We start from the raw sequence: 26,046 nt of genomic DNA, 5'->3' as shown, positions 1-26,046 counted from the left end.
CGCCTGCGTCTTGCCCCGTCGGGATGCAGCCGGACCACGCCGGTGTCTCTACGTAGTGCGCACAGGGGGGCTCAGCCGACGCTGTGGCGCGCGGCCTCGGGCAAGTGGACGTGCTGCTCGCGCATCGTCATCAACAGCGCGTCGATCGGCATCGGGCGACCCAGCAGATACCCTTGCGCATACCGATAGCCCGCCAGGGTCACCTCGATCAGCTGGTTCTCGGTCTCGATCCCTTCCATCGTGCAGTCCAGCGACAGCGACTGCGCGAGGTTGCGGATCGCCGCGACCATGCTGCGCCCCGATCCCGTCGCCATGCCGTTGACGAAGGTGCGGTCGACCTTGAGGATGTCGAGCGGCAGTTCGTGCAGCGAGCACAGGCTGGAATAGCCGGTTCCGAAATCGTCCAGCGCGGTGCGCACCCCGAAGTCGCGCAGCCGCTCCAGCGCCTCGCGCGCAGCGGCCATGTCGGTGACGAGCGACGTCTCGGTCACCTCGAAGATGATCCGCTTGGGCGAGATGTTGGTCGCGACGATCATCCGTACGATTTCGCGCATCGTGGACGGCGACATCAGATCCTGCGCCGACAGGTTGAACGACAGCGAGACGGGATCGGGCAGCACGGTGAGGCTGGTCAGCGCGCGTTCGAACAGGATCAAGGTGACCGCGTTGATCACGCCGAGCCGTTCGGCCGCGGCGATCAGCGTCGCGGGGGCGACTTCGCCCAGAACCGGCGATTTCCAGCGGGCCAGTGCTTCGACGCTGGTGACCGTCATCGTCCTGGTATCGAAGATCGGCTGGTAGTGGAGCTCCAGCTCGCGCTCGAGGCAGGCGACCTGCAAGGCGGCCTCGACCCGTTGCTCGACCCGGATCAGCGCCTCCTGCTCGTGCGAGAAGACCGCGCACCCTCCGCGCTGATGCGCCTTGACGTGGTAGAGCGCATAATCGGACCGGTCGAACAGCGCATGCGCGGTGGTGCCCGCCTCGGGATAGACGGCGATCCCGGCCGAACAGCCCAGCGTCACCTCGAATCCGTCGATCGCGATCGGGACATGGATATTGCTGCACAAGGCCCGAATCGCGGGCTGCGCCAGGTCGGGCGGGCCGTCGAACAGCACGCCGAACTCGTCGCCACCCAGCCGGGCGACGGTCAGCGGGCCCTGCGCGGCCGCGTTCAGGCGCTGCCCGATCTCGCCGAGCAGGCGATCGCCGCAGACATGGCCATAGGTGTCGTTAATCGCCTTGAACCGATCGAGGTCGAGCACGCCGACGCAAAACGGCGTGGCGGGGGCGGCCGGGTCCGGCTGATGGCGCGCCTCCAGCATCGCCTCCAGCGCCCCGAAGAAATAGCGCCGGTTCGGCAGCCCGGTGAGCACGTCGGTATGCGCCAGCAGCCGGTTCTCGTCGCTCAGCCGCTGTGCCTGCTGCCGTTCGGTGACGAGCGCGTTGCGCGACGCGATCAGATTGTGGAACACGCGATGCGCGTCCTTGAGGACGATCAGGAAAACCGCGGTGACCAGCGCGATGTTGACGCCCACCGACACGAACACGGGGTTGCCGCTGAGCAGGCAATAGACGACCAGCGGAACGCTGACGAGGATACCCACCGCGGTCGCGGCGCCAGGCAAATGGGTCAGGCAGAACAGGCACCCGAGCACGGTAATGCCGATGAAGACGACGACATGCCCGTGTTCATACGGGCCGCCATAGGCAGCGAGCCCCAGCGCCCACGACACGAACGCCACCGCGAAGAACGATCCGAGCACGGTCGCGCGGTTGATCATGCGGGTCGCGCCGGCTTCCGTCAGCATCTCCGGCGTCGGCGGCATTAGCCAGCGGAACATCCGCCACAGGATCAGCGGTACCAGCAGCGCCGGAAGCGCATGGGTCATCCAGCGGGGCGCGAGCCCGGCATGGGTATAGGCCAGCGCCGTCGCGTTGATCGCGAGCAGGGCGTACATCCACGGCACCTGGCGCCGGAAATGCAACAGCGTTGCAACAACCAGCGGTGTTTCACTTGTCGGCAGATGGTTTTTGGAAAGGGGCATCGCCGTATATTCCTCGAGCATTTCCTGGCTAGACGGACCATCGTTAAGGTATCGTTTCGAATGCCCTGAATTGACTGAGGAAATACTCGTCCCTTCGGATGATCGCGGCGCCCGTCGTCTTTGTGCCGCGGGCGGGTGCTGTCGTTCGGCGGCGCCAGCCGGCGACTCCCGGTCGCCGTTTGCCGCGCGGCCCGGCCCGGCGCGAGCGTCGGCAGTAGACCGCCGATCGAGATGATATGTGGTTCGTATGACGTATGCCTATCGACGCTAAATCTGCCGAAACGACGCTGAAGATCTGCTACAGGGCGAAAGCATCAACGTTGACTGCTCAAGAGGAATAGGCGCAGACACTGTGGTTCGCCATACACACATCGAGGTAGGGCGCCGTGCGACCCGCGGGTCACTGTGCGTTCGTCAGTCGCACCAGGCTAGATGCCGCATATTTCTGTCCGTTGACCAGCAGACTCACTTGGCCGCCGTCGAGCGATACTTCGCTCACCTGACCCTGGGCCCTGATCGCGGCGGGGATGGTGGCGCCGGCCGCATCGGTCGCGGACAGCGCGAGCGTATAGGCGCCGGGTGACGCGCGGTTGGCCTGCGAATCGGTGCCGTCCCAGGTGAAGCTGCTGGCGGCGGGGTCGACCGCCTGGGTGGAGACGGTGTTGCCATTCGCGTCGCTGATGGTCGCGACGAGCGCCTGCGGCGATCGGTCGGTGGTATAGGTCCAGCTCGCCCCGCCGGCACTGCCCAGCGCGGCGATGCTGCTGTCGAAGCTGGCGACGTGCCCGATCATCGACGCGGCGTTCGAGAGGTCGCTGGACGACAGCTTGGCGAGAATGTCCTTGAGCGACTGGTTCTGCTGGATCGACTGTTCGACTTGCGAGAATTGCACGAGCTGCTGCGTATATTGGGACGTGTCCATCGGCTTGAGCGGATCCTGATTCTGCATCTGGGTCGTCAGCAGCTTCAGGAACATGTTCGAATCGCTGGTCAGCTTCGCCAGGGCGGAGCTGGTGCTGGCGGCGGTCGTCGTGCCGGTCGCGGCGGTCGCGGCGGTGATCGTGGTCATGCGGGGGTCCTCAGGCTACGAGATTGATCCGCCCGCTGGCGCGCAGGCCGGTTGCGGGGGCGGGGGGCGCGATGATCGGGGTGGCGTCGTCTTCGGGCGCGGTACGGCGCGCTTGCGCGGCCGATGCCCACGCCCGTTCGCCATTGGCGCCCGAACGCGAGTCGAACCGGAAGCTGCCGGCATCCGCCTGGACCCCGGCCTGCGACACGGTCTGTGCCAGCGTGTCCGTATCCCGCCGCAGCAGGTCGAGCGCAGCGGGCTGGTCCGCCGAGATCGTCGCCAGCATCTTGCCCGTGGCGTCGATATGCATCCGCACCTCGACCCGGCCGAGTTCGACCGGATCCAGCCGGATCGTCAGCGTGCTGGTGCCGTCCCCGCCCACGTGCCGCGCGATCGCCAGGCCGACGTCCTGCCCGATCGCCGCGGCGCGCGCCGTCCCGGCATCCACGGGGCCATGCGACGGGGCGGGGAGCGGCGGCGCGCTGGCGGGCGCGGCGAGCGAGTGCTGGGTCGGCAGGACGAACGGCGGTTGCGGCGATGCCGCAGCGGGGCCGGTCGGTGCCGCTTGGGCCGGGGCGACGCCCAAGACGGCCGTCGGACGATCGGGCGGCGACCCGGCCGGGGTCGCCGGGTCATGCGCCGTGCCTTCTGGCATCGCGGTGGTCGGTGATGCCCCGGCAGCTCCCGCCTGTGCCGCGCTGCCCGCGTCCTGCGGTCCGGGCGCGACCGTGCCGATCCCCGCACCGGTCGCCGCGCCGTGCGCGGACGGCGCAGCCGGCGGCACCGGCGCGCGGGTGGTAGGCACTGCGGGCATGAGCATCGGCGTGCCCGGCGGCGCCGCCATGGCATCGTCGGCTGCGGTGGTATCGTTCGCGACGCCCTTGTCGGTTGCCGTTCTGGACGATGTCTTGCCGAGGCCACGGGGCGCGGCTTGCCCCCTGGCATCGATTGCGGGGGGCGCATCCGGGACGGACGGTGGCTGCACCGGAACCGTGCCACCGGTCGGCGGGAGCCCTGCCGGGTCGGTCGACTCCTTCGGCGTCCCGGCCGCCCGCATCGGCTCGGGTACATCCGCCCCCGGCGCGAGCGAGGGCGTATGTGCGGCTGCAGGCGCGGCGACGGGCGCTGCGGGCACGGCGTCGAGCCCACCGGCCCCGGTGCCCGGCCGGGGCGCGGCGATGCCAGCGGGAGGCGCCCCGGCTGCGGCATCGAAGCGCGCTGCGGTCGCCACGGTGGCCGCCACCGTCAGGCCAGCCTCTGTCGCAGACGGTCTCGCCGCGACCGACCCGGGCGTGCCGGGGGGCGTATCGCCGACGGCTACGGTCGCGGATGCAGACAGCACGTGCTGGAATGAATCCGTGGCGGTGGAGACGCCAACGGGACTGGACGGCGTCGGTGCGGATAGGAACGATACGGCGGCAACTGGCGGCACGCGCTTCTCCCATCGGCCATGCGTCGTCCCATCATAGAGGGCGTGCGCGGGTTCCGGTCGCGGGGGGCCGATCGCAACCCCGGCGTGCGGCGCGCGGTTCGTCCCGCGCGATCCCCGGCTGGTCGTGTCCCGTTCCGCTTCGGCGCAACTGTCCCTAGAGGAAGGGCACTATGGGTTCGGAGACGTGTTGCATGCGGTTGATCGTGGGTATCCTGGCGCTGGTGCTGCTGACCGGCGCGGCACCGGTCGAGCCCCCGCTGGTGCGGGTCCGGCTGGAGACGTCGGCGGGGCCGATCACGGTCGCGGTCGATACGCGCCACGCCCCCCGCACCGCGACCAACTTCCTCGCCTATGTCGATGACCAGCGGCTCGACGGGACCGCGTTCTTCCGGGCCTCGCGGCGGCCGGGCAAGCCCGGGCTGGGGTTCATCGAGGGCGGGATCGGCACCGATGCGCGGCGGCGGCTGGGGACCTTGCCGCTCGAGCCGACCAGCCGGACCGGCCTGCATCATGTCGACGGGGTGATCTCGATGGCGCGCTATGATGCGACCGATTCGGGGACCGCCAATTTCTCGCTCATGTCGGGGCCGTTCCCCAATATGGACGCACGACCGGGGTCGCCCGGCTATGCGGTGTTCGGCAAGGTCGTCGCGGGGATGGACGTCGTCCGGCGGATCCTCGCAATGCCGACCAGCCAGGGCGGCGAGGGCGCGATGAAGGGCGAGACGCTGCGTCGCCCGGTCTCGATCGTGCGCGCGGTGCGGCTCGACGGGACGCCGCATCCGACCGGGCGGATCAAGGTGTGGCAGCTGCTGCCGCGGAAGTAACGATCGGTTTTCAAACCGTTTTCCCGGGTGAACCAAAACTTCTACCCCGGCGAAGGCCGGGGCCCAGTCGCGCCGGTTTTGGTAGCGAAGCGCAGTCGCCCGCACTCTCCCGCCTCACGGCTGGGTCCCGGCCTTCGCCGGGGAAGCGTATTCTTGGGTTCGTCGGGAATCGCTACCGCTGACGGGGAGGCTGCAGCAGGTCCTTGTACTGGCGCGGCTGCGAGCGGAGATACTGGTTGGGCGCCACCACCGTCCCGCCGAGCGCGGCGGCGGCGTGCCACGGCCAGTGCGGATCGTAGAGGATCGTCCGCGCGACCGCGACGAGGTCGGCGTCGCCCGTCCCGACGATCGCCTCGGCATGGTCGGGTTCGGTAATCAGCCCGACCGCGACGACCGGGATCCCGACCGCCTGCTTGACCGCGCGCGCGAGCGGCACCTGGTAGCCCGGCCCGACCGGGATCGCCTGCCGCGCGTCGAGCCCGCCGCTCGACACGTGGATCGCCGAGCACCCGCGTGCTGCCAGCGCTTGCGCGAAGGCGACGGTCTGGTCGATCGTCCAGCCACCCTCGACCCAGTCGGTGCCCGAGACGCGCATCGTCACCGGCTTGCCCGCCGGGAACGCCGCGCGCACCGCGTCGAACACCTCGAGCGGGAAGCGCATCCGGTTTTCGAGACTGCCGCCGTACGCGTCGTCGCGCCGGTTGGAGAGCGGCGAGAGGAACTGGTGGAGCAGATAGCCATGCGCGCCGTGCAACTGGACGAGATCCAGCTCGAGTTCGGCCGCGCGCTTCGCCGCAGCGGCGAACGCATCGCGCAGCGCCGCCAGCCCGTCGCGGTCGAGCGCGACTGGCGGCGTGTCGTCCGCGCCGAAGCCGAGCGGCGAGGGCGCGACCGTCTGCCAGCCATTGGGCGATGACGGCGCGATGGTCGCGCCGCCGTGCCACGGCAGGTCGGTCGACGCCTTGCGCCCGGCGTGTGCGAGCTGGACCCCGACCGGCATGTCCGAATGCCGCCGGATGCCGTCGAGCGTCCGGCCCATCGCGGCCTGCGTCGCAGCGTCATACAGGCCGACGTCGGCATAGGTGATCCGCCCTTCGGGGACGACCGCCGCCGCCTCGATCGTCAGCAGGCCCGCGCCCGACAGCGCGAGCTGCCCGAGATGGATCAGGTGCCAGTCGGTCATGCACCCGTCCACTGCCGAATATTGGCACATCGGCGCGATGACGATGCGGTTGGCGAGCGTCAGCCCGTCGATCGTCAGCGGTTCGAACAGACGCGGGCCGGGCATGGCGGGTTCCTTTACTTGGCGACGACCACGGCGTCGGTGCGAGCCGCCATGAGATAGCCGCCGCAGACGAACACCAGCCCGCCGATCGCGTTCCCGAGCGACACGATCGCCAGGTTGCGCACCACGCCGATCAGCGTGACGGAGGGATGATCGACCAGCAGGCCGAGCGTCAGCCCGGTCATGTTGGCGACCGAATGCTCGAACCCGGCCGCAACGAAGGCGAGCAGGATCCACGCCATCGCGATACACTTGGCGGCATCGCCCTGCATCCGCGCTGCGGTCCAGATCGCGAGGCAGACCAGCCAGTTACACAGGATCGCGCGCGCCAGCAGCGCGAACGCGCTCGCCTCGACCTTGTGCGCGACATAGGCGTGGAACATCGAGTCGGCATTGGCGAACACCGCGCCACCGCCGCCGGCGGCGAATACCAGCGACAGGATGATCCCGCCGGCGAGGTTGCCGATCCACACGACGACGATCAGTTGCACCGCTTCCCACAGCGTGATCGTGCGATGCGCCAGCCCGAAGCCCAGATACATGACATAGCCGGTGAACAGCTCGGCACCCGCGAACACCGTCAGGATCAGGCCGATCCCGAACGTCCCGCCCATCACCAGCGGGCGGACGCCCGCGGGCAGCCCCGCGCCGGTGCTGAGCGCCAGGATCATCGCGATCCCGATATACGTCCCCGCCAGCATCGCGCCGACGAAGAAACCCGCGGGCGAGCGGCGGAGCGCCGCTGCCTTGGTCGCGGCGAGCTTGGCGTAGGTGTCGATCGTCGACGCGTAGCCAGCGCTCATGCCGGAATACGCTTCGCATGACCGACGACGCCCGCACGGGCGACGCCGATTTCGGCGCCCATGTCGGCGGCGGCGGGGCGGATCGTCACCGGCACCGACTTGTACGACGGGGTGAAGCTTTGCGGATCATGGTCTTCGAGCGCGATCAAGGGTTGGGTCTCCGGATAATAGGATGCGCAGCATCCCTCTGGCAGCGCGTAACGCACCACCGTCAGCTTTTGTACCACGCGGTCGGCGCGGGCGAATTCGAGCGCGGTCGCGACATCGACGACGTCGCCTTCGGCGAAGCCGAGACGCGCCATGTCGGCGTCGTTCATGAACAGGATGTCGCGGCGGCCGAACACCCCGCGATAGCGATCGTCGAGGCTGTAGACCGTCGTATTATACTGGTCATGCGCGCGCAGCGTGGTGAGGCGCAGCACCGACGGGTCGATCGCGGCCGAATCGTCCTTGCGCGGCGTCGGGATGAAATTGGCCTTGCCGCTGTCGGTCTTCCACACGCGCAGCGCAGCCGAATTGGGCAGATGGAACCCGCCCGGCTCGCGCACGCGGCGGTTATAGTCGGCGAAGTCGGGGAAGACCGCCTCGATCTTGTCGCGGATCAGGTCGTAATTGCCGATGAAGGCATCCCAGTCGATCCCGCCCTTGCCCTTGAGCGTCGCCTTGGCGATCTGCCCGACGATCCAGATCTCGGACTTCACATGCTCGCCCGGCGCCTTCAGGAACCCGCGCGAGGCGTGGACCATCGACATCGAATCCTCGACGCTGACCGACTGCGGCCCGGTCTCCTGCGTGTCGAGCTCGGTCCGGCCGAGGCACGGGAGGACATAGGTGGCCTTGGCCATCAGCAGGTGCGTGCGGTTGAGCTTGGTCGTGATGTGCACCGCGAGATCCATGTTGCGGAACCCCTCGACGCACGCCTGCGGATCGGACGAGGCGATCGCGAGATTGCCGCCGAGGCAGACGATCGCGCGCGCCTTGCCGTCGCGCATCGCGGCGATGCTCTCGACCACCGAATGCCCGTCGCCGCGCGGCGGCTCGAACCCGAAGACGTCGCGCATCCGGTCGAGGAAGGCGGGCTTCGGGCGCTCGGTGATGCCGACCGTGCGGTCGCCCTGCACGTTGCTATGGCCGCGAAGCGGGCAGATCCCCGCGCCCGGACGGCCCATGTTGCCGCGCAGCAGCAGCAGATTGGCGATCTGCTGGACGTTGCTCGTGCCGTTGCGATGCTGCGTGATGCCCATGCCGTAGCAGGCGATCGTCGCCTTGGACGCGGCATAGATCTGCGCGACGCCCTCGAGCTCGGCGCGCGTCAGGCCGCTGTCGCGCTCAATCGTTTCCCAGCGCGTGTCGCGCAGGTCGGCGCTGTACGCGTCGAGCCCGGCGGTATGGTCGGCGATGAACGCATGGTCGAGCACCGGCTCGGACGCCGCACCCGCCGCCTTTGCCGCCTGCGCGGCATCGTCGAGCACGAGCAGCGCCTTGGCGATGCCCTTGATCGCGGCGGCATCGCCGCCGATCTTGACCTGGAGATAGGTCGTCGCGATCGGGGTTGCCGACATCGTCGCCATCTCGACCACCGACTGCGGCGATTCGAAACGTTCGAGCGAGCGTTCCTTGAGCGGGTTGAAGACGATGATCTTTCCCCCGCGCCGCGCGACGTCGCGCAGCGTCGCCATCATCCGCGGATGGTTGGTGCCGGGGTTGTGGCCGAACGACAGGATCAGGTCGGCATGGTCGAAATCGTCCAGGCTGACCGTACCCTTGCCGATCCCGATCGACTTGGGGAGGCCGACCGAGGTCGCCTCGTGGCACATGTTCGAGCAGTCGGGGAAGTTGTTGGTGCCGTACAGCCGCACGAACAGCTGGAACAGGAACGCGGCTTCGTTCGAGCAACGGCCCGAGGTGTAGAATTCGGCCTGGTCCGGATCCGGCACCGCGGCGAGCCCCGCGCCGATCTCGCTCAGCGCCTCTTCCCAGCCGACCACGTCGTAATGGCCGGTCGCCGCATTGTAGCGCAGCGGCTCGGTGACGCGGCCCTGGTCCTCGATCCAATGGTCGCTCTGCTTCCACAGATCCTCGACGCTATGTTCGGCAAAGAACTTCGCGCCGATCTTTTTCGCGGTCGATTCCCACGCGACGGCCTTGGCGCCATTCTCGCAGAATTCGAACGAGCTGGTGTGCTTGGGGTCGGGCCATGCGCAGCTCGGGCAATCGAAGCCGTCGGGCTGGTTGGACTTGAGCAGCGTCTGCGCGCCGCGGCTGACGATCTGCTGCGCCTTGAGCGAGATGGCGACCGCCTTGAGTGCCCCCCAGCCACCGGCGGGGCCGGTATAGTCCTTGATGCCGTCTGGGCGTTTGGTGCGCATTGTAAAGTCTCCGGCGTGCCGCACGCGGCACGGCTAGTCTGTCCGCGCCATGCCGGCGCGTCGGTCTTCCCCGGGCCGATAGGACGGTCAGGCCAATGAGGAAAGGCGGGAATTTCTCAAACCGTGATCGGCTCACTCGGTAAAACCGGCGTCGTCGCGAGCCGGACATAGCCCACCAATGCAAAGATCGCGCATTGCGCCAGCAGCATCAGGACCGCCCCGCGCACCTCTCCGAGCGTCGCGTCCATCTGGTTGAGCGGCACGAAGATGTGCATCGCCGGCGTCACCGGGATGGTCCAGGCGATCGCCTGCACCCACGGCGGCATCGCGAACAGCGGCCAGGCGAATCCGGTCAGGAACACGAACGGGATCGACGTCGGGATCAGCAGCTTGAGCGCGTCGTCGCCGCTGCGCACGACGCTGCCGACCAGTATTGCGAGCGCCGCCACGGTCGCGGCGAACAGCGGGGCGACCAGCAGCAGCGCGGGGATGTTGCCGCCGTGCGGAATATCCTGAAACCAGAAGACCAGCCCGAAATACAGCAACGCCGCCAGCGTGCCGATCGTCGTGCATGCCGCCCATGTTCCGACGAACGCGCGCCCCCCGCGCGCCCAGCGTCCCTTGCGCCGCCGTTCCGCGACGAGCCGCGCGACCGAGAACAGCAGCGTCTGTTGCAAAATCACGTTGGCGACCGCGGGGAAGATGTAATCGCGATATCCCTCGGTCGTGTTGTACAACGGATGCGTGCTGACGGCCGGCGCCACGGTGGCCAGCCGGTCGGGCAGGCGCGCCAGGCCCCGCTGCGCGGTCGCCGCGATTGCGGTGGCGATGCTCTTGCCGACCGCCTCGGCGCGCAGCAGATACGCGCCGTTCAGCCAGACCGCGATTCCCGTGCCCGGCCGCCCGGCCAGCAACGCCGCGCTGAGCCCGCGCGGGAGCAGCAGGATCCCCTCGGCGCGGCGCGCGCGGACGATCGCACGGGCGGCCGCCATGTCGGGGACATCGGCAGTGACGACGATCTCGTTCGCGGTCTCGAGGTTGCGCAGGATCGCGCGCGACACGGCGCTGTGATCCGCGTCGACCAGCACGACCGGCAACCGCTCGACCACCTGATGCGCATAGGGCGCGGGATAGTAGAAGGCGTAGAACAGCACCGACAGCACCGCGACCGACAGCAGCGCGCGCGTGCGCAGGATCTCGAGCAACGTGCCCTCGAAGGCGCGGCGGAAGCTCATGCCGTACGCCCGCGCTGGCGGCGCAGTACCAGCGCGACCGCACCGCCGGCGAGCAGCGGATACAGGCAGAGGATCGCCGCCTGGCCGACCCATCGTCCCAGCGTGACGCCGATCGCCTGGTCCATCTGCAGCGTCAGATAATGGGTCAGCGGGAGTGCCGCGCTCCACGCCCGCGCGAACCACGCGCCGCCGGTCAGCGGCAGCGAGGTGCCCGAATAGGCCAGCGCGGACCCGGCGTAGATGACGCTGACCGACAGGCTCGTCGCAACCTCGCCGGTCAGCGTGACGAGCAGCGCGGAGAGCAGGGCCGTCGCAACGAACAGCAGCGCGCCGCCGAGCACGACCAGCCCGATCGCGCCCGAGAAGCGGTAGCCCTCGCCCAGCGTCAGCCACAACAGCCAAAGCGCCAGCCACAGCGTGCCGATCGCGACATGCGGCAGGAACCGCCCCGCGAGCGCCGCGACCGGCGACCCCGCCGTCGTCGCCCAGCGCGCGAGCGAGCCGTGATCGAGTTCGCGCCCGAGCGAGGCGGCGGTCGTCACCCCGATCAGCAGATGGAGGATCGCCGGGCCGATCAGCAGCCCGAGATACCATTCGAGGCTCGCGCCGGGATTGCCCAGCAAGGTGACCTGCGCCCCCGGCAACGGCGCACGCAGCAGGTCGATCCCGCGCAGCCCCGCGCTGTCGGGTACGCGGCGCGCGAGTTCGGCGGTGACCGTCGCCTGCAGCTGCGCCGATGCCAGCGCACCGGTGGACAGGAAGGCGGTCTGGTAGAAGATCTCGACCGTCGGCCGCACCGCATCCGGTCGCGTCCGGCCGAGCCCGCGCGGCAGGATCACCACCGCCACCGCACGCTCGCGCCGGACCGCGGCGAAGGCGTCCGCCGCGCTGCTCGTTTCCCCCACCACCGACAGCGCGTCGACCGTGCCGAGCGCGCGCACCACCGCGCGCGACACGCTGCTGTGGTCGCGGTCGACGATCATCACCCCGAGCCCGCGCGGCGATCCACCCGACAGCATTCCCGCGATCGCCGCGAGGAACAGCAGCGGCAGCACCGTCAACAGCGCCAGGTCGAACCGGTCGCGCGCGAGATGCGCCAGCTCGCCCACGAGCGCGCGGCGGAACGCAGTCATCGCGCCCAGTCGAACAGCACGCTCATGCCGGGGCGCAAATCGGTCGTCCGGCCGGCCGGCTTCAGCTTCACGGTAAAGGCCCGCACGTCATAGCCGGTCGACTGGCGCGTCGCGCGGACCGTCGCGAACGCGGCTTCGGGGGCAATATGGCTGACGCGGAACGCGACGTCGCGCGCCAGCGCGGGGACGTGGCCGACCAGCGTCTTGCCCTGGCGAAGCCCGGCATATTGGCTTTCGCGCACGGTGATCTCGACCCATGGATGGTCGATGTCGATCACCTGATAGGCGGGCAGCACGGGGCTGACGATCTCGCCGGGCTGGAGCAGCTTGCGCGACACCTCGCCGGCGATCGGCGACACCAGCCGCGTCTCCCCGACCAGCGCTTGCGCGGTGGCGAGCCCGGCCTGCGCGATCCGCACCTGCGCGGCGGCCGCCTGTTTCTCTTCGCTTCGCGTGCCCGCGAGCGCCTTGTGATATTGCAGCCGTGCCGCTTCGGCCGAGCGGCGGCTGCTGTCGCGCGCGGCATGCGCCTCGTCGCGGCGCTGCGCGGCGATCACGCCCTCGGCGTACAGCGTGTCCGCGCGCCTGCTCGAGGTTGCGCCGAGGTCTGCCGCCGCCTGCGCCGCCAGCCAGATCGCGCGGAGGGAGCCGACGTCCTCGCTGCGCGCGCCCGCCTGCGCCACCGCCGATACGGCGCGCGCGCTGTCGAGCACGCCCTGCGCCTGGCGCTCGGCGTTGCCGAGTTCGGGGCTCGACAGCGTCGCGAGGACCTGGCCCGCACGAACCCGCGCGCCCTCGTCGACCAGCAACCGGTCGACCCGCGCGAGCGCCTTGGTCGCGACGTTGACGCTGTCCGCCTCGACCATGCCCTGGATCTGCTCGGGCGCGGGGCGGCTCGCCAGCCACAGCCCGATCGCGACGATCACCACGACGATCGCCAGCCCGACGAAGAGCAGGATGCGCGCGCGGCGGCTCGGGGGTGCGTCAGGGTTCGGGGCTGGTTCGGGGGCGGGTTTGGCGGCGGGGGCGGTCATCGTCCGGCTCCATAGACCAGGCGCTGATCCGCCTGCGCGAGAAAGGCGCTGTATTCGTCGAGCCGCCCGGTCGAGGCGAGCAGCCCGGCCAGCGCCAGGTCATATTCGTACGCCACCGAAATGCGCTGGGCTTCGGCGGCATCCAGCGCGGCCTGCGCGGCGATGACCGGGGTCACCGTGCCTTCGCCCTCGCGAAAGGCAATCGCCTGGACGCGGACGTTCTCGCGCGCCGCCACGATGCTGCTGTCGAGCAGCACGAACGACCGCCGCGCGCCCTCGACCAGATTGTACGCGCGCAGCGTCGCGCTGGTGGCGATGCGGCGGGTCTCGGCGGCGGTATCGGCGGCGGCGGCGGCCTGTTCGCGCGCGGCGGTCTCGGTCTGCTTGCGCCCGACGTTGGAAAGCAGCGTGTAGCGGACCCCGACCCCGACCGTCCAATCGGGTTCGATCGGCAGCGCGTTGTTGCGATTGAAGGTATATTCCCCGAACGCATAGGCTTGCGGCAGGCGGCGCGACCGCGCCAGCGCGACCCCGGCATCCGCGATCTGCCGTCCGGCATCGGCGGTGCGGGTCTCGGGAGTCCTGGCTTCGTTGCCGAGGAAGGTCTGCGCCGGCGCCAGCGGCCGGGTGCGGACGAACAGCGCGGTGGTCGGCAACGCCTCGCCCGCGAGATCGAGCAGCCGCGCCAGCTCGTCGCGCGCGGTCGCATAGGACAGGTCCGCGCGCTGGTACACGCGGTCCGCGGTATCGCGCGCGACCTGTACCTCCAGCGTGCGGGCGTGCGGGATGACCCCCGCCGCCTCGAGCTTGCGCGAATCGGCCAGCACCTGATCGAGCGCCGCGCGGCTGCGTCGGGCCGAGTCGTACAGCCCGGCGGCGGCCTGCTGTCCGAAATAGGCGCGGATGAGGTTGATCCGCGCGAGATCGACGACCTGCGCGCGCCGGCCCTCGGCCATCGTGACGCCGCCCTGCGCGGCCCCCTGGATCGCGGGGATCGCGCCCCCGGTATAGAGCGGCATCGCCCCCTGCACGGTCGGGCGGAACACGTCCTGGCGGAAGCGGTAGCTCAGTTGGTCGGGGATCGCCTCGAACAGGCCGGGCAGGGCCTGCGACAGCCGCCCGGTGATCTCGCTGGCGATCTGTTGATAGGCCGGCGGGACCGATCCGGGCAGGCCGGCGAGGAAATCCTGGGTATTGCCCAGCGTGTCCGATTTCACGCCGGTCAGATCGACCGACAGCGTCTTTTGATATTCGAGATATTGCGCCGCGGCGGTGACGATCGGGCGGTGCAGCGTCTTGAGCGCATCCGTCGCCGATTTCGCGGCGGCGACGCCGTGGTCGGCCGCGCTGACCGCATGCGAGGTCCGCTCGAACCGCGCCTGCGCCGCGTCGAAGCTGAGCGCGGTCTGGGCGCAGACGCCGGCAGGCACGGCGGCGGCGAGCAGGCTGACGACCCCCTTCACGATCGGCAGGACCTGCCCGGACGATACTCTGTCGGGGCGTTGCATCGATCGGGCCCTAGCTGCGGTTGCGAAGGCCGTTCTTAATGGCGCGGGCGACCTGAAGAAACGGCCGCAGCATCGTACTTTTGTCGCTCGCCCCGAGATCGTGGATGTCGGTGCGCGACGATTGCTGGTGTGCGATATGCGGCGTGGCGGCAAAGGCGCGCAGGTCCGGATGCGCGGCGCGAAACCACGAATAGGCGCCGTCGACGTGCATCGGACCGCCCTCCGGGCTGCCCGGTGGGCGGTCGAGAATCGCCTCCAGATAGGGAACGAGCCGTTCCAGTGTCCGCTTCGAAAAGGCGATGTAATGCGCCAGCAGCAGCGGCTCGTCCGATGCGACCGGGGACAGGGGCGTGGCGATTGCGCGCGCTGGCGAGCCCCCGTAGAACATGTCCCACGGCGCCCCGCGCAACGCCGCGAGCGCCGCCGGCATGCGCGCGATCTCGGATCGCGAGAAGGCGACGTCGTCCTCCAGCAGCAGGAGCGAGTCGACGCCCGCGTCGCGCGCGCTGCGCAGCGCGCCGAGATGGCTGAGATAACAGCCGCGCGTCCCGATCGTCGGGAAGCCCGCGGCGTCGTCGGGCCGGATGGCGTCGAAGAAGGCGATCGTCCGGCCGTCCGCGACCGCGCCGACGTCGCGCAGCATGGCAACCGCAGCGGTACGCCGGTCGGTACGGTGCGGCAGGTTGATGATCCGCACCATCGCGAACGTGTCGGAAAGAAGGTCGGAAGACCCCGGCTGAACCCGTGGCACGATCGCGCTACCCTTTGTCAAACGGACGATCGTCCGTCCGCGCGCTTGCGATACCGGCGGCGGCCTCGCAATGCCAGCGGCATCGTGGCGGCGAATGCCCGGTCGGGCATTCGCTGCCACGGTCGTCAAGAAAACTGGTGCTGCCGGTGAGGATTGAACTCACGACCTCAGCCTTACCAAGGATGCGCTCTACCACTGAGCTACGGCAGCAATTCCACTTTGCAGCGGAAGCGGCGTAAGAGACGGCTGAGCAGCGAATGTCAAGGAGCACATGCACGATGGCCGACACAAAAGACGAAAAGGCCGAGCGGCTGGCGGCGGCGCTGCGGGAAAACCTGAAGCGGCGCAAGGCGCAGGCCCGCGCCGCCGAGCCTGCGCCGCGGGCCGAGGACATCAAGCAATAGGCGCGCATTTCTCCGTCAGCCATGCGCGCTCGTCGGCGTCGAGTTCGGGGCTCAACACCGCCAGCACCTCTGCGTGATAGGCATCGAGCCAGGCGCGCTCGGCCTGTGACAGCAATTCGGGCAGGATCAGGCTGCGCTCGATCGGGCAGAAGGTGAGCGTCTCGAACCCGAGGAAGGGCGCGCCGTCCGAGAAGCTGCGCTCCTCTACCAGCACCAGATTCTCGATCCGGATGCCGTATTCGCCCGCCTTGTAATAGCCCGGCTCGTTCGAGAGGATCATGCCCGCGCGGAGCGGCTCGGCCGGGCCGCCGCCCGGATAGAAGGGCTGGGCGATTCGCGCCGGGCCTTCGTGCACCGACAGATACGCGCCGACGCCGTGGCCGGTGCCGTGCGCGTAATCGAGCCCGACCTGCCACAAGGGGCGCCGCGCGAAGCCGTCGAGCTGCCCGCCGGTCGTCCCCACCGGGAAGACCGCGGTCGCGAGCGCGATATGTCCCTGGAGCACGCGCGTGAAACGATCGCGCATCTCGGCGGTCGGGGTGCCGATCGGCAGGACGCGGGTCACGTCGGTCGTGCCGTCGGCATATTGGCCGCCCGAATCGACCAGATAGAGCTGCCCCAGTTCGAGCGGCGCGTTCGATTCGGGGGTCGAATGGTAATGCGGGCTCGCGCCGTGCGCGCCGGTCGCCGAGATTGTGTCGAACGAGGTGTCGAGCAACACGCCGGTCGCTTCGCGGAACTGCTGGAGCCGCGCGACGCAATCGAGCTCGGTCAGTCCGCCCTTGGGCGCTTCCGCCTCGACCCAGCGCAGGAAGCGCGCGAGCGCCGCGCCGTCGCGCACCGAGGCGGCGCGGTGTCCGGCGATCTCGACCGGGTTCTTGGTCGCCTTGGCGAGCAGCACGGGCTCGCGACGCGGCAACACGGTCGCGCCGCCGGCCTCGAGCGTGTCGAAGATCGCCGCGACCGCGCCGTTCGGGTCGGCGGCGATCGTCTTGCCGGCATGGCCGCGCAACGCCTCGGCGAAGGCATCGCGCGGGTGGAGCCGGATCGCATTGCCGAGATGTTGGCGGACCGCGTCGGTCAATTTGTCGGGCGCGATGAACAGGTCGGCGGTGCCGTCCGCCGCGACGATCGCATAAGCGAGCGCGACCGGGGTGTGCGCGACGTCGCGGCCGCGCACGTTGAGCAGCCATGCGATCGAATCGAGCGCGGTCAGTACCACTGCGTCGGCCCCCTCGGCGGCGATCCAGTCCGCGACCTGCGCGCGCTTGGCGGCCGAGGTCGCGCCGGCCTGCGCGTCGTCCTGCACCGTCAGCGGGGCGGGCGAGGGGAGCGGGCGATCGGGCCACACCGCATCGACCGGGTTGGTATCGACCGCGACCAGCTCGGCGCCACGGGCGGCGAGTTTCGCGCGCGCTTCCTCGACCCAGGCGCGGGTGTGGAGCCACGGATCGTAGCCGATCCGCGCGCCGTTCGCGGCATGGTCACCAAGCCATGCCGCGACGCTCGTCTGCGGCACCGCGACGAACTGCCAATCGTCCGCCGAGACCTGCTCGCGCACCTGCAGCGTGTAGCGCCCATCGGTAAAGATCGCCGCCGCCTCGGGGAGGACGACCGCGTTCCCGGCCGAGCCCTGGAACCCGGTCAGCCAGGCAAGCCGCTGCGCATAGCCGCCGACATATTCGGACATATGCTCGTCGGTCAGCGGGACGACGAAGCCATCGAGCCGGTCGCGGCGAAGTTGGTCGCGCAGGGCAGCTAGGCGGGCGGCGTGGGTGGACATCGGCGAGGGCTTTCCGGCTGTGCTGAACATTGGGCAGGCGAGAATAGGCCAGCCGCGGGCAGGTTGCGAGGGGAACCTCGGGGGCGGTGGTGAAGGCGTCGTCTCGTCCGTCACCCCGGCGAAGGCCGGGGCCGTCTGGTTGCCCGGGCGCGAGTGGGCGACGAGGCGCTGCATCCTCGGTCACGTGCTTCAACGTGGCGGCCCCGGCCTGCGCCGGGGTGACGGGAAGATAGATGGTGCGCCCCCGGCCTCACCCGTCCGGCAGCGCGACCCGGTCGGGGATCGTCAGCACGCTCGTCGTGCCACCGCCGCTCGCGGGCAGCACGTCGAAGGTGCCGTCGAGCTGCCGTGCGAGCGCGAGCGCGATCTTGAGGCCGAGGCTGGTGCTGCCCGCGACCGCGAACCCCGGGGGCAGCCCCGCGCCGTCATCGCGGACCCGCAGGACCATGCCGTCCGGCGCATGGTCGAGCGCGATCCGGATCACCCCCGTCGCGCGATCGGCGAAGCCGTGTTCGCTCGCATTGGCGACCGCTTCGGCGAGAATGAGCGCGAACGGGATCAGCGCATCGGGGTGCAGCACGATTCCGGGCGCGACCGCGACATCGTAGCGTATGCCGACGCGGCCGTCGGACTCGGCAAGATCGTTGATCAACGCCTGCATGAACGCCGCGAGATCGGTATTTTTGCCGTCGATGTCGTACAGCTGCCGCTGGATTCGCCCGATCAGCCCGATCCGCGCGGCGGCATCGTCGAGCGCCTTCTTGGCCAGATCATGGTCGACCCCGCGGCGGTGCAGCGTCAGTATCGCGCCGACCGTCTGGATGTTGTTCGAGACGCGGTGCTGGAGTTCGCGGAACAGCAGCTCGTTGCGTTCGGCCAGCCGCGCGCTGGTGTCGGCGAGCGCATGGCTGCGCTCGCGTTCGCGGCGTAGCCGGTGGTTGGCGTTCTGCATCCAGTGGACCAGCGTGATGTCCACCACCACCACCGCCACATAAAAACCAAGCGCGGTGGTCGTCCCCTGGCCAATATTGAAGCTGAAGAAGGGCGGGATGAAATAATACCACGCCATCAACCCGCACAGGATCGCCGAAAGAATCCCCGGACCGCGCCCGAGCACGAAGGCGGAAAGGATGACCGCGGGGAAGAAGGTGAGAAACGGGAAGCCCGGCGGAAACCACGGGTCGAGCCCGCTGCGCAACCCGCACGCGCCGACCGACAGCGCCGCCGCCAGCGTGTAGCGAACGATCGGCCGTGTCCCGAGCAGCGGGAGTTTTTCGAGGAACGTCGCGCGCCTATCGGGCATCGCGACCCGCCGCAGCACAGGAGACGGGCGATCGGCTGGGCTGGCTGATGAGCAAATCCTCGAGGCACTGGGGGACGGATCGGGGTACTAGCACGATCCTGCGTCACCCCACAGGCCATGCCGGGCCGCATCGTTGCCCGATCGTAACCAAGACGTCGCCAACCCATGTCAACCGCAACCGGGTTGAGGATCGTTCGGTTCGCAGGGCTTCGACAAGCCGCACCGGCATGCTTAAGAGACGGGAATGACCCAGAGCCCATCGCCCTCCACACTCCCGACGCCCCCCGTTGCCGAGCAGCGTCCGCACAGCTTCACCGCGCACGGCATCACGATCGAGGACCCCTATGCGTGGATCAAGGATCCGGGCTATCCCGAGGTGACCGATCCCGACGTGCTCGCCTATCTGGCGGCGGAAAACGCCTATTTCGAAAGCGTGATGGCGCCGCACCGCCCGCTGGTCGACCGGCTTTACGAAGAGATGAAGGGCCGCATCAAGGAAGACGATTCGTCGGTCCCGCAGAAGGACGGCGACTGGCTGTACTGGACCGCGTTCGAGACCGGCGGGCAGTATCGCAAGTGGTGGCGTCGCCCGGTCGCCGCGGGCACCGATACGAGCAAGGACGAACTGATCCTCGACGAGCCCGTGCTGGCGGAGGGCAAGGAATATTTCCGGCTGGGCGCCTTCTCGATCAGCAATGACGGGCGGCTGCTCGCCTATGCGATCGACGACAATGGCTCGGAGCGGTTCGAGATTCGCGTCAAGGACCTGACCACCGGCGAGCATCTGCCCGATGTCATCCCGGGCATGCTGTCCGAGATCGTCTGGACCGCGGACGACAAGGGCTTCCTCTACGGTCTCGCCAACGACCAGTGGCGCACAGACAACGCGCGGCTGCACTGGCTCGGCACGCCGATCGCGGACGATGTGGAATTGTTCAAGGAGGCCGACGAAGGCTTCCGCGTCGGCGTCAGCGAGACGAGCGACCGCAAGTGGATCGTGCTGTCGAGCGGCGACCATGTGACGAGCGAAATCTACCTTCTCCCCGCGACCGATCCGCTCGCGACGCCGTTGCTGGTGTCGGCGCGGCAAGTGGGGCGCGAATATGACGTCGACATGCACGGCGACACGTTGTTCATCCACACCAACGACACCGATCCCAATTTCCGGCTGTGCACCGCGCATATCTCGGCGCCGGGCGAATGGGTCGAGAAGATCGCGCCGTCGCGGCATTTCTACATGACCGGGATCGACTGTTTCCGCGATTTCTTCATCGTCGACGGGCGCGAGGACGGGCTCGATCAAATCGAGATCCACCGCTACGACGATGGGATCGCGCCGCAGCGGATCCGCTTCCCCGAGGCGAGCTATGACGCGGGGCTCGGCAATAATCCCGAATATGCGATGGACGTGTTGCGTGTCGGCTATGAATCGATGGTCACGCCGGGGACCGAGTATGACTATGACGTCGCCACCGGCGAGCTGACCACGCTCAAGGTCCAGGAAATTCCCTCGGGCTATCAGGCCGCCAAATATCGCACCGAACGCCTCAAGATCGCCGCACGTGACGGGACCGAGGTGCCGGTGTCGATCGTCTATCCCGCCGACTTCCCCAGGGACGGGTCGCGCCCGTTGTTCCTTTATGCTTACGGCGCATATGGTTACGCGATTCCGCCGGGCTTCTCGACCGGGCGATTGTCGCTGCTCGATCGAGGCTTTGCCTATGCGATCGCGCATATTCGCGGCGGCGACGATCTCGGCCAGCAATGGTATCTCGACGGCAAGCTCGAGAAGCGCGCAAATACGTTCAACGATTTCGTCGATGTTGCGAAAGGGCTGGTCGCGGACGGCTGGACTGCCGCGGGCAAGATCGCGATCGCGGGACGTTCGGCGGGCGGCGAGCTGATGGGGGCGGTCGTCAATTCCGATCCCGAGCTGTGGGGCGCGGTGATCGCCGATGTGCCGTTCGTCGACGTGCTCAACACCATGCTCGACGCCGAGCTGCCGCTGACGCCGGGCGAATGGCCCGAATGGGGCAATCCGATCGAGGACAAGGCGTCGTTCGAGTTGATCCGCGGCTATTCGCCCTATGATCAGGTCAAGGCGCAAGCCTATCCGCCGATGTTCATCTCGGGCGGGCTTAACGACCCGCGCGTGACCTATTGGGAACCCGCGAAATGGGCGGCCAAGCTGCGGGCGACCAAGACCGACGACAACGTGTTGCTGCTCAAGACCAACATGGGCGCGGGGCATGGCGGCAAGTCGGGGCGGTTCGAATCGCTGCGCGAGGGCGCGGAGGAACATGCGTTCGTGCTGTGGCAGCTCGGCATCGAGGGGTAAGGGCTGAGCAATAGACCCGTCACCCCGGCGAAGGCCGGGGCCGTCTCGTTACCTTGGCGCGGCGGTAGAGTGCTGTATCGTCGCCGGTGCCAGATAACATGGCGGCCCCGGCCTTCGCCGGGGTGACGGTCGCGCGGCTTTTGCCGGCCCCTGCCGTCGCCGGGGAACATCGGGGCGCGCGCGGATTTGAGCCGCCTATGTCGATCGAATCCATCATCCAGCATTACGGCCTCATCGCCTTGTTCGCAGGCGCCGGGATCGAGGGCGAGACCGTCGTCGTCGCGGGCGGGCTGCTCGCGCACAAGGGGCTGTTCCCGCTCCCCGGCGCGATGGTGGCGGCGGCGGCGGGGTCGTTCGTCGCGGACCAGACCTTCTTCTCGCTCGGCCGGTATTTCCGCGACAAGCCGTGGGTCCGCCGCGCGCGCGAGAAGCCGATCTTCGAACGCGCGCTGGGGCTGCTCGAACGCTATCCGATCGGGTTCATCTTCGCGTTCCGCTTCATCTACGGCTTCCGCACGATCAGCCCGATCGCGATCGGCACGACCAAGGTCTCGACCAAATTGTTCGTCATGATCAATCTCGTCGCGGCGATCGTCTGGGGGATCGTGTTCACCGGGATCGGCTATCTGTTCGGGCACAGTTTCGAAAAACTGATCGAGCGCTTCCTTCCGGACAAGCATGCGATCCTGATCGTCGGCGGCGTGGTCGTCGCGATCGCGCTGGTGCTCGGCCTCTGGCATTGGTGGCGCGGGCGGCGCACACAGGCGGCATGACGCGCTTCACGCTTTTGATCACCGCGACGCCCGACGACATCGACGAACTCGGCCACGTCAACAATGCGGTATGGGTCCGCTGGATCCAGCAAATCGCGGTCGCGCATTGGCAGGCGATTGCCCCGCCCGAACAGCAGGCGGCCTATGTCTGGGTCGTGACCCGGCACGAGATCGATTACTGCGGCAATGTCGCGGCGGGCGAGACCGTCACCGGCGAGACGTGGGTCCCCGCGCCGCCGACCGGCGCGCGGTTCGACCGGCATGTCCGGTTCCTCGGGGCGGACGGCAAGGTCAAGGTGCAGGCGGTGACGACCTGGGCGCTGATCGACCGCGTGACCGGGCGGTTGCTGCGGGTGCGCGAGGAGATCGCCGCGCCGTTTTTATCCGCCTGACGGAACCGCTTGGGGCTGCGGAGGCTTGAAGCTTCAGGTTTCAAGGATTGATGCGATGCTCGAACATCTTCCCCACTGGCTCGGTGCCGCCTTGCGCAACGTCCGCGCTGGCGCGGACAAGCTGATCATCGCGGAGCCGGTGCTCGGTCGCGATTTCGCGACGATCGAGGTCACCAGTCCAGCGTTCGCGAACGAAGGGCGCATTCCACCGCGCTTTACCGCCGACGGCGACGGCGTTTCGCCGCCGCTGACCTGGGGCGCGGTGCCGTCGGGGACGCTGAGTGTCGCGCTGGTGGTCGAGGATGCCGATTCGCCGACGCCCGCACCGCTGGTGCATGCGATCCTGTGGGGCCTGCCCGCCGACGCGGGGCGGATCGAGGAAGGCGCGATCGTCGCGGATGCGCATCCCGATGGTGGCGGGGTCGGGCGCAACTCCTATCTCTCGCAGGGCTGGCTCGCGCCCGATCCGCCCACCGGGCATGGCGATCACCGCTATGTCTTCCAGCTGTTCGCGCTCGATTGCGTGGCGGAGGACCTGGGTGACGGGCCGGGGCGCGGGGCAGTGCTCAATGCGATTGCGGGGCATGTGATCGGCGCTGGCGTGCTGGTCGGGCTGTATTCGCGGGGCGAGCCTGCTGGCGTGGTGCCGGACGATGGCGTGCCGGTGGTCGCCTGACGCCTTTCGTCGGGGCTGACGGCGGGTCGCGTTCCCCTTACTTTCTTCCCCGGCGAAGGCCGGGGCCCAGTCGCGATGACCGAAGCAACGGCGCGTCGCCGCCCGCAATCTTCCGTTCCTCGACTGGGCCCCGGCCTTCGCCGGGGAAGCAGAAGTAGGTTGCGGGGGAGGCGCCTCACCCGCTGTTGCGCAGCGCGGTCGCGATCGCGTTGATCGACAGCAGGATGCCTTCGCCGATCCGCTCGTCCGCGTCGCCCGCACGGCGGCGCTTGATGAGTTCGATCTGCAACCGGTTGAGCGGTTCGATATAGGGCAGGCGCAGCCGGATCGACGTCTCCAGCGCGGGATGCGCCTCGAGCAGGCGGGACTGCCCGGTCACGGCGAGCAACCCGTCATGCGCCTGCCGCCACCCGCCCGCGATCCGCGGGAAGATCGCGTCCGCCAGCGCCCGGTCTTCGACCAGCGCGGCGTAGCGCGCGGCGATGCCCATGTCCGACTTGGCGATGACCTGCTCCATATTGGCGAGCGTCGCGGCGAAGAACGGCCAGCCCTGCGCCATCTCACGGAGCAGCCCCTTGTCCGCGAACGAGTCGAGCGCCTGCCCGACGCCGTACCAGCCCGGCAGCATCACGCGCGCCTGTGCCCAGCTGAACACCCAGGGAATCGCGCGCAAATCCTCGATCCGGTCGCTCTTGGTCCGGCTCGCGGGACGCGAGCCGATCTTGAGCCCGGAAATCTCGGCGATCGGCGTCATCTCGCGGAAGAAGGTGCGGAACCCCTCGGTCCCGTAGACCAGCCCGCGATACGCTTCGAACGCGCTGGTCGACAGCTGGTCCATCGCGGCAGCGAAGCGCCGCGTGTCGGCGGCGGACAAGGGCTCCGGCTCGAGACTGGCGAGCAGCGTCGCCGACGCCATCGCCTCCAGGTTGGTCATCGCGCTTTCGCGCGTGCCATATTTGCCCGCGATCACCTCGCCCTGTTCGGTGATGCGGATGCGTCCCTGCACCGTGCCGAACGGCTGCGCGCGAATCGCCGCGAACGCCGAGCCGCCGCCGCGCCCGACCGCGCCGCCGCGCCCGTGGAACAGCTGCATCCCGACACCGGCCTCGGCGAACACGCCCCGCAGCGCGGTCGACGCCTTGGACAGGCTCCAGGTCGAGGTGAGGTAGCCGCCGTCCTTGTTCGAATCGGAATAGCCGATCATGACTTCCTGATAGCCGCGCTTGGCGGTCACGCTGCGCACCTCGGGCAGCGCGAACCATTCGGTCATGATGTCGGGCGCGGCCTCCAGGTCGCCGATCGTCTCGAACAGCGGCACCGCCATGATGGCGGCATCGGGTGTGTCGCCGTGCGGGCGATACAGGCCGACCTCCTTGAGCAGCACGTTGAGCTCGAGCAGATCCGACACCGATTGTGCCATCGACACGATATGCTGGACGATGCACGCCGTGCCATAGGTCGCGTGCGCGGTCGCGGCGGCGCGCAGGATCGCGAGTTCGGATTGTGTCTCGTCCGAATAGGCCGCGAACGCGCTCCCCAGCGGGCGGGCGTTCGACAGTTCGTGCCGCAACAGCGAGACGCGCTGCGATTCGGTCAGCGCCAGATAGTCGTCCTCGACGCCGGCGACCTTGAGCAGTTCGGCGACCACGCGTTCGAGCACCGCGCTGTTCTGCCGCAGGTCGAGCGTGGCGAGGTGGAAGCCGAACGTCTCGACCGCGCGGATCAGCCGTCCGAGCGCACCACCCGACGACAGCGCGCCGTCTCCCCCCGCCGCCAGCGCCCGCGCGATCACGACGAGGTCGGCGCGGAACGCCTGCGGATCGGCGTAGCGCTCGCCCTTGAGCGGGCCGAGGCGCGGGGCCGGCTTGCCCGTCAGCGCCTGGTGCGTCGCGACGAGGCGGGCATAGATCCCCGACAGCGCCCGGCGATACGGCTCGTCGCTGCGGCTTTCGGACGTGTCCCCGCTCGCATCGGCCAGCGCCGCGACCGCGGCGTCGGCCGGGGCGAGGTTGGTCGAGATCGACAGTTCCGCGCCGAGCGCGTGGACGCCCTCCAGGTAATAACCGAGCACCGCCTCGCTCGCCTTGGCCAGCGCGGCGCGCAGGCTGTCGGCGGTGACGAACGGGTTGCCGTCGCGATCCCCGCCGATCCAGCTGCCGGGCTTGAGGAAGCCGGGCGTCCGCCCGCCCAGCGCCCGGTCCCAGCGCTGGTACAGCGCGGGCAGCGCTGGCAGGAACACGTCGCGCAGATAGCTGAGCGCGGTTTCCACCTCGTCGGTGACGTACAGCCGTTCGCGCCGCAGCACGCGGGTCTGCCACAGGAGCGCGATCTGGCGGAGGATCGCTTCCTCGATATCGTCGCCATCGGGCGTGTCGGTCGCGCCGCCGTCGCGCAGCTGCATCAGCGCGGCGATGCGGTTGCGGTGGTCGATCATGGACTTGCGCCGCACCTCGGTCGGATGCGCGGTCAGCACCGGGGCGACCAGCGCGTGCTGCAGCAGTGCGATCGCCCGGGGCCGGTCGATCCCTTCCCCCGCCAGCCGCTCCAGCGCGGAGGCAAGGTCGGCCCCCTGTTCGGCGGCAATTCCCTGGCGATCCTCGGCGAGGTTGGCGAGCATCGAGAACAGCATGAAGCCGCGGACGAAATCGAGCGTCTCGTCCAGGTCGAGCTGGTCGAGCCCGAGGTCGGCGGTGTCGCCCGCATCCGCTCCGCGGTGCCGTTCGACCGAAGCCGCCCGGATCGATTCGGTACGCGCGTACAGCGCTTCGCCGCCATAGGCGCGGATCACGTCGCCGAGCAATTTGCCCAGGAAGCGGATGTCGGGATTGTTGGTGATCGAGGGGAGGTCAGCCATGCGAGGGATGCTGCATCGCAACACCCCCCGGG

The 26,046-nt window shown here is 69.0% G+C and carries 20 protein-coding genes and 1 tRNA gene; 6 read left to right on the top strand and 15 right to left on the bottom strand.

The features are described from left to right. Positions 1-71: 71 nt before the first annotated feature. From L8K25_RS15365 to L8K25_RS15355, 3 genes are all read right to left on the bottom strand, one after another. Positions 72-2,045 carry an EAL domain-containing protein gene (locus L8K25_RS15365; RefSeq protein WP_242139851.1) on the bottom strand — a complete coding sequence of 658 codons (1,974 nt, stop codon included), beginning with the start codon at positions 2,043-2,045 and terminating at the stop codon, positions 72-74. 400 nt (positions 2,046-2,445) lie between these two features. Then, positions 2,446-3,114 carry a flagellar hook capping FlgD N-terminal domain-containing protein gene (locus L8K25_RS15360; protein WP_242139850.1) on the bottom strand — a complete coding sequence of 223 codons (669 nt, stop codon included), beginning with the start codon at positions 3,112-3,114 and terminating at the stop codon, positions 2,446-2,448. Positions 3,115-3,124: 10 nt separating this feature from the next. Then, on the bottom strand, positions 3,125-4,456 hold the full coding sequence (locus tag L8K25_RS15355) for a flagellar hook-length control protein FliK (RefSeq protein WP_242139849.1): 1,332 nt from the start codon (positions 4,454-4,456) through the stop codon (positions 3,125-3,127). A 281-nt stretch (positions 4,457-4,737) separates the two neighbouring features. On the opposite strand from L8K25_RS15355, the gene L8K25_RS15350 reads away from it, so the two are divergent. Further along, positions 4,738-5,373 carry a peptidylprolyl isomerase gene (locus L8K25_RS15350; RefSeq protein WP_242139848.1) on the top strand — a complete coding sequence of 212 codons (636 nt, stop codon included), beginning with the start codon at positions 4,738-4,740 and terminating at the stop codon, positions 5,371-5,373. Positions 5,374-5,545: 172 nt separating this feature from the next. On the opposite strand, the gene L8K25_RS15345 is transcribed toward L8K25_RS15350, so the two are convergent. From L8K25_RS15345 to L8K25_RS15305, 9 genes are all read right to left on the bottom strand, one after another. Then, positions 5,546-6,661 carry an NADH:flavin oxidoreductase/NADH oxidase gene (locus L8K25_RS15345; RefSeq protein ID WP_242139847.1) on the bottom strand — a complete coding sequence of 372 codons (1,116 nt, stop codon included), beginning with the start codon at positions 6,659-6,661 and terminating at the stop codon, positions 5,546-5,548. 11 nt (positions 6,662-6,672) lie between these two features. Next, the gene (locus tag L8K25_RS15340; protein ID WP_242139846.1) at positions 6,673-7,461 is read right to left on the bottom strand and encodes a formate/nitrite transporter family protein; all 789 of its coding nucleotides are present in this window, start codon (positions 7,459-7,461) and stop codon (positions 6,673-6,675) included. Then, a complete protein-coding gene (locus L8K25_RS15335) occupies positions 7,458-9,830 on the bottom strand; it encodes an FdhF/YdeP family oxidoreductase (protein WP_242139845.1) in 2,373 nt (790 codons plus the stop codon). Before L8K25_RS15335 ends, L8K25_RS15340 begins: the two co-directional genes overlap by 4 nt. Positions 9,831-9,946: 116 nt before the next feature. After that, complete coding sequence (locus L8K25_RS15330) at positions 9,947-11,065, bottom strand: ABC transporter permease (protein ID WP_242139844.1); 1,119 nt, start codon at positions 11,063-11,065, stop codon at positions 9,947-9,949. After that, entirely contained in the window at positions 11,062-12,198 is a 1,137-nt protein-coding gene (locus L8K25_RS15325; RefSeq protein WP_242139843.1) for an ABC transporter permease, read from the bottom strand. The genes L8K25_RS15330 and L8K25_RS15325 overlap by 4 nt, the downstream gene beginning before the upstream one ends. Continuing rightward, positions 12,195-13,232, bottom strand: coding sequence for an HlyD family secretion protein (locus tag L8K25_RS15320; protein ID WP_242139842.1), 1,038 nt, complete (start codon positions 13,230-13,232; stop codon positions 12,195-12,197). The genes L8K25_RS15325 and L8K25_RS15320 overlap by 4 nt, the downstream gene beginning before the upstream one ends. After that, entirely contained in the window at positions 13,229-14,740 is a 1,512-nt protein-coding gene (locus L8K25_RS15315) for a TolC family protein (RefSeq protein ID WP_242139841.1), read from the bottom strand. Before L8K25_RS15315 ends, L8K25_RS15320 begins: the two co-directional genes overlap by 4 nt. A gap of 10 nt (positions 14,741-14,750) precedes the next feature. Next, the gene (locus tag L8K25_RS15310; RefSeq protein WP_242139840.1) at positions 14,751-15,491 is read right to left on the bottom strand and encodes a hypothetical protein; all 741 of its coding nucleotides are present in this window, start codon (positions 15,489-15,491) and stop codon (positions 14,751-14,753) included. Positions 15,492-15,626: 135 nt separating this feature from the next. Continuing rightward, positions 15,627-15,701: transfer RNA gene (locus tag L8K25_RS15305), tRNA-Thr, on the bottom strand. Between the two features lie 68 nt (positions 15,702-15,769). Between L8K25_RS15305 and L8K25_RS22730 the strand changes: the two genes are divergently transcribed. Next, the gene (locus L8K25_RS22730; protein WP_277923679.1) at positions 15,770-15,895 is read left to right on the top strand and encodes a hypothetical protein; all 126 of its coding nucleotides are present in this window, start codon (positions 15,770-15,772) and stop codon (positions 15,893-15,895) included. Here L8K25_RS22730 and L8K25_RS15300 read toward each other — a convergent pair. Both L8K25_RS15300 and L8K25_RS15295 read right to left on the bottom strand, forming a co-directional pair. Next, complete coding sequence (locus L8K25_RS15300; protein ID WP_242139839.1) at positions 15,885-17,678, bottom strand: aminopeptidase P family protein; 1,794 nt, start codon at positions 17,676-17,678, stop codon at positions 15,885-15,887. The genes L8K25_RS22730 and L8K25_RS15300 overlap by 11 nt on opposite strands. A 250-nt stretch (positions 17,679-17,928) precedes the next feature. Next, positions 17,929-18,999 carry a DUF4118 domain-containing protein gene (locus L8K25_RS15295; protein WP_242139838.1) on the bottom strand — a complete coding sequence of 357 codons (1,071 nt, stop codon included), beginning with the start codon at positions 18,997-18,999 and terminating at the stop codon, positions 17,929-17,931. 226 nt (positions 19,000-19,225) lie between these two features. Here L8K25_RS15295 and L8K25_RS15290 point away from each other — a divergent pair, with 226 nt between their 5' ends. From L8K25_RS15290 to L8K25_RS15275, 4 genes are all read left to right on the top strand, one after another. Then, complete coding sequence (locus L8K25_RS15290; RefSeq protein WP_242139837.1) at positions 19,226-21,319, top strand: S9 family peptidase; 2,094 nt, start codon at positions 19,226-19,228, stop codon at positions 21,317-21,319. Positions 21,320-21,516: 197 nt separating this feature from the next. Continuing rightward, positions 21,517-22,092 (top strand): DedA family protein, encoded by a 576-nt coding sequence (locus tag L8K25_RS15285; protein WP_242139836.1) that lies wholly within the window; start codon positions 21,517-21,519, stop codon positions 22,090-22,092. Next, positions 22,089-22,484: an acyl-CoA thioesterase gene (locus L8K25_RS15280; protein ID WP_242139835.1), complete on the top strand. Its 396-nt coding sequence runs from the start codon at positions 22,089-22,091 to the stop codon at positions 22,482-22,484. The genes L8K25_RS15285 and L8K25_RS15280 overlap by 4 nt, the downstream gene beginning before the upstream one ends. Before the next feature lie 55 nt (positions 22,485-22,539). Continuing rightward, a complete protein-coding gene (locus tag L8K25_RS15275; protein ID WP_242139834.1) occupies positions 22,540-23,160 on the top strand; it encodes a YbhB/YbcL family Raf kinase inhibitor-like protein in 621 nt (206 codons plus the stop codon). A gap of 175 nt (positions 23,161-23,335) precedes the next feature. Here the strand turns inward: L8K25_RS15275 and ppc are convergent, their stop codons facing one another. Beyond that, positions 23,336-26,014 (bottom strand): phosphoenolpyruvate carboxylase, encoded by a 2,679-nt coding sequence (ppc, locus tag L8K25_RS15270; RefSeq protein ID WP_242139833.1) that lies wholly within the window; start codon positions 26,012-26,014, stop codon positions 23,336-23,338. Positions 26,015-26,046: the final 32 nt, after the last annotated feature.

The organism is Sphingomonas sp. TREG-RG-20F-R18-01 (genome assembly GCF_022662475.1).
In the GTDB taxonomy this organism is placed as follows: domain Bacteria; phylum Pseudomonadota; class Alphaproteobacteria; order Sphingomonadales; family Sphingomonadaceae; genus Sphingomonas.
The sequence above is the reverse complement of the archived record's forward strand: the minus strand, read 5'-3'. Positions and strand labels throughout refer to the sequence as shown.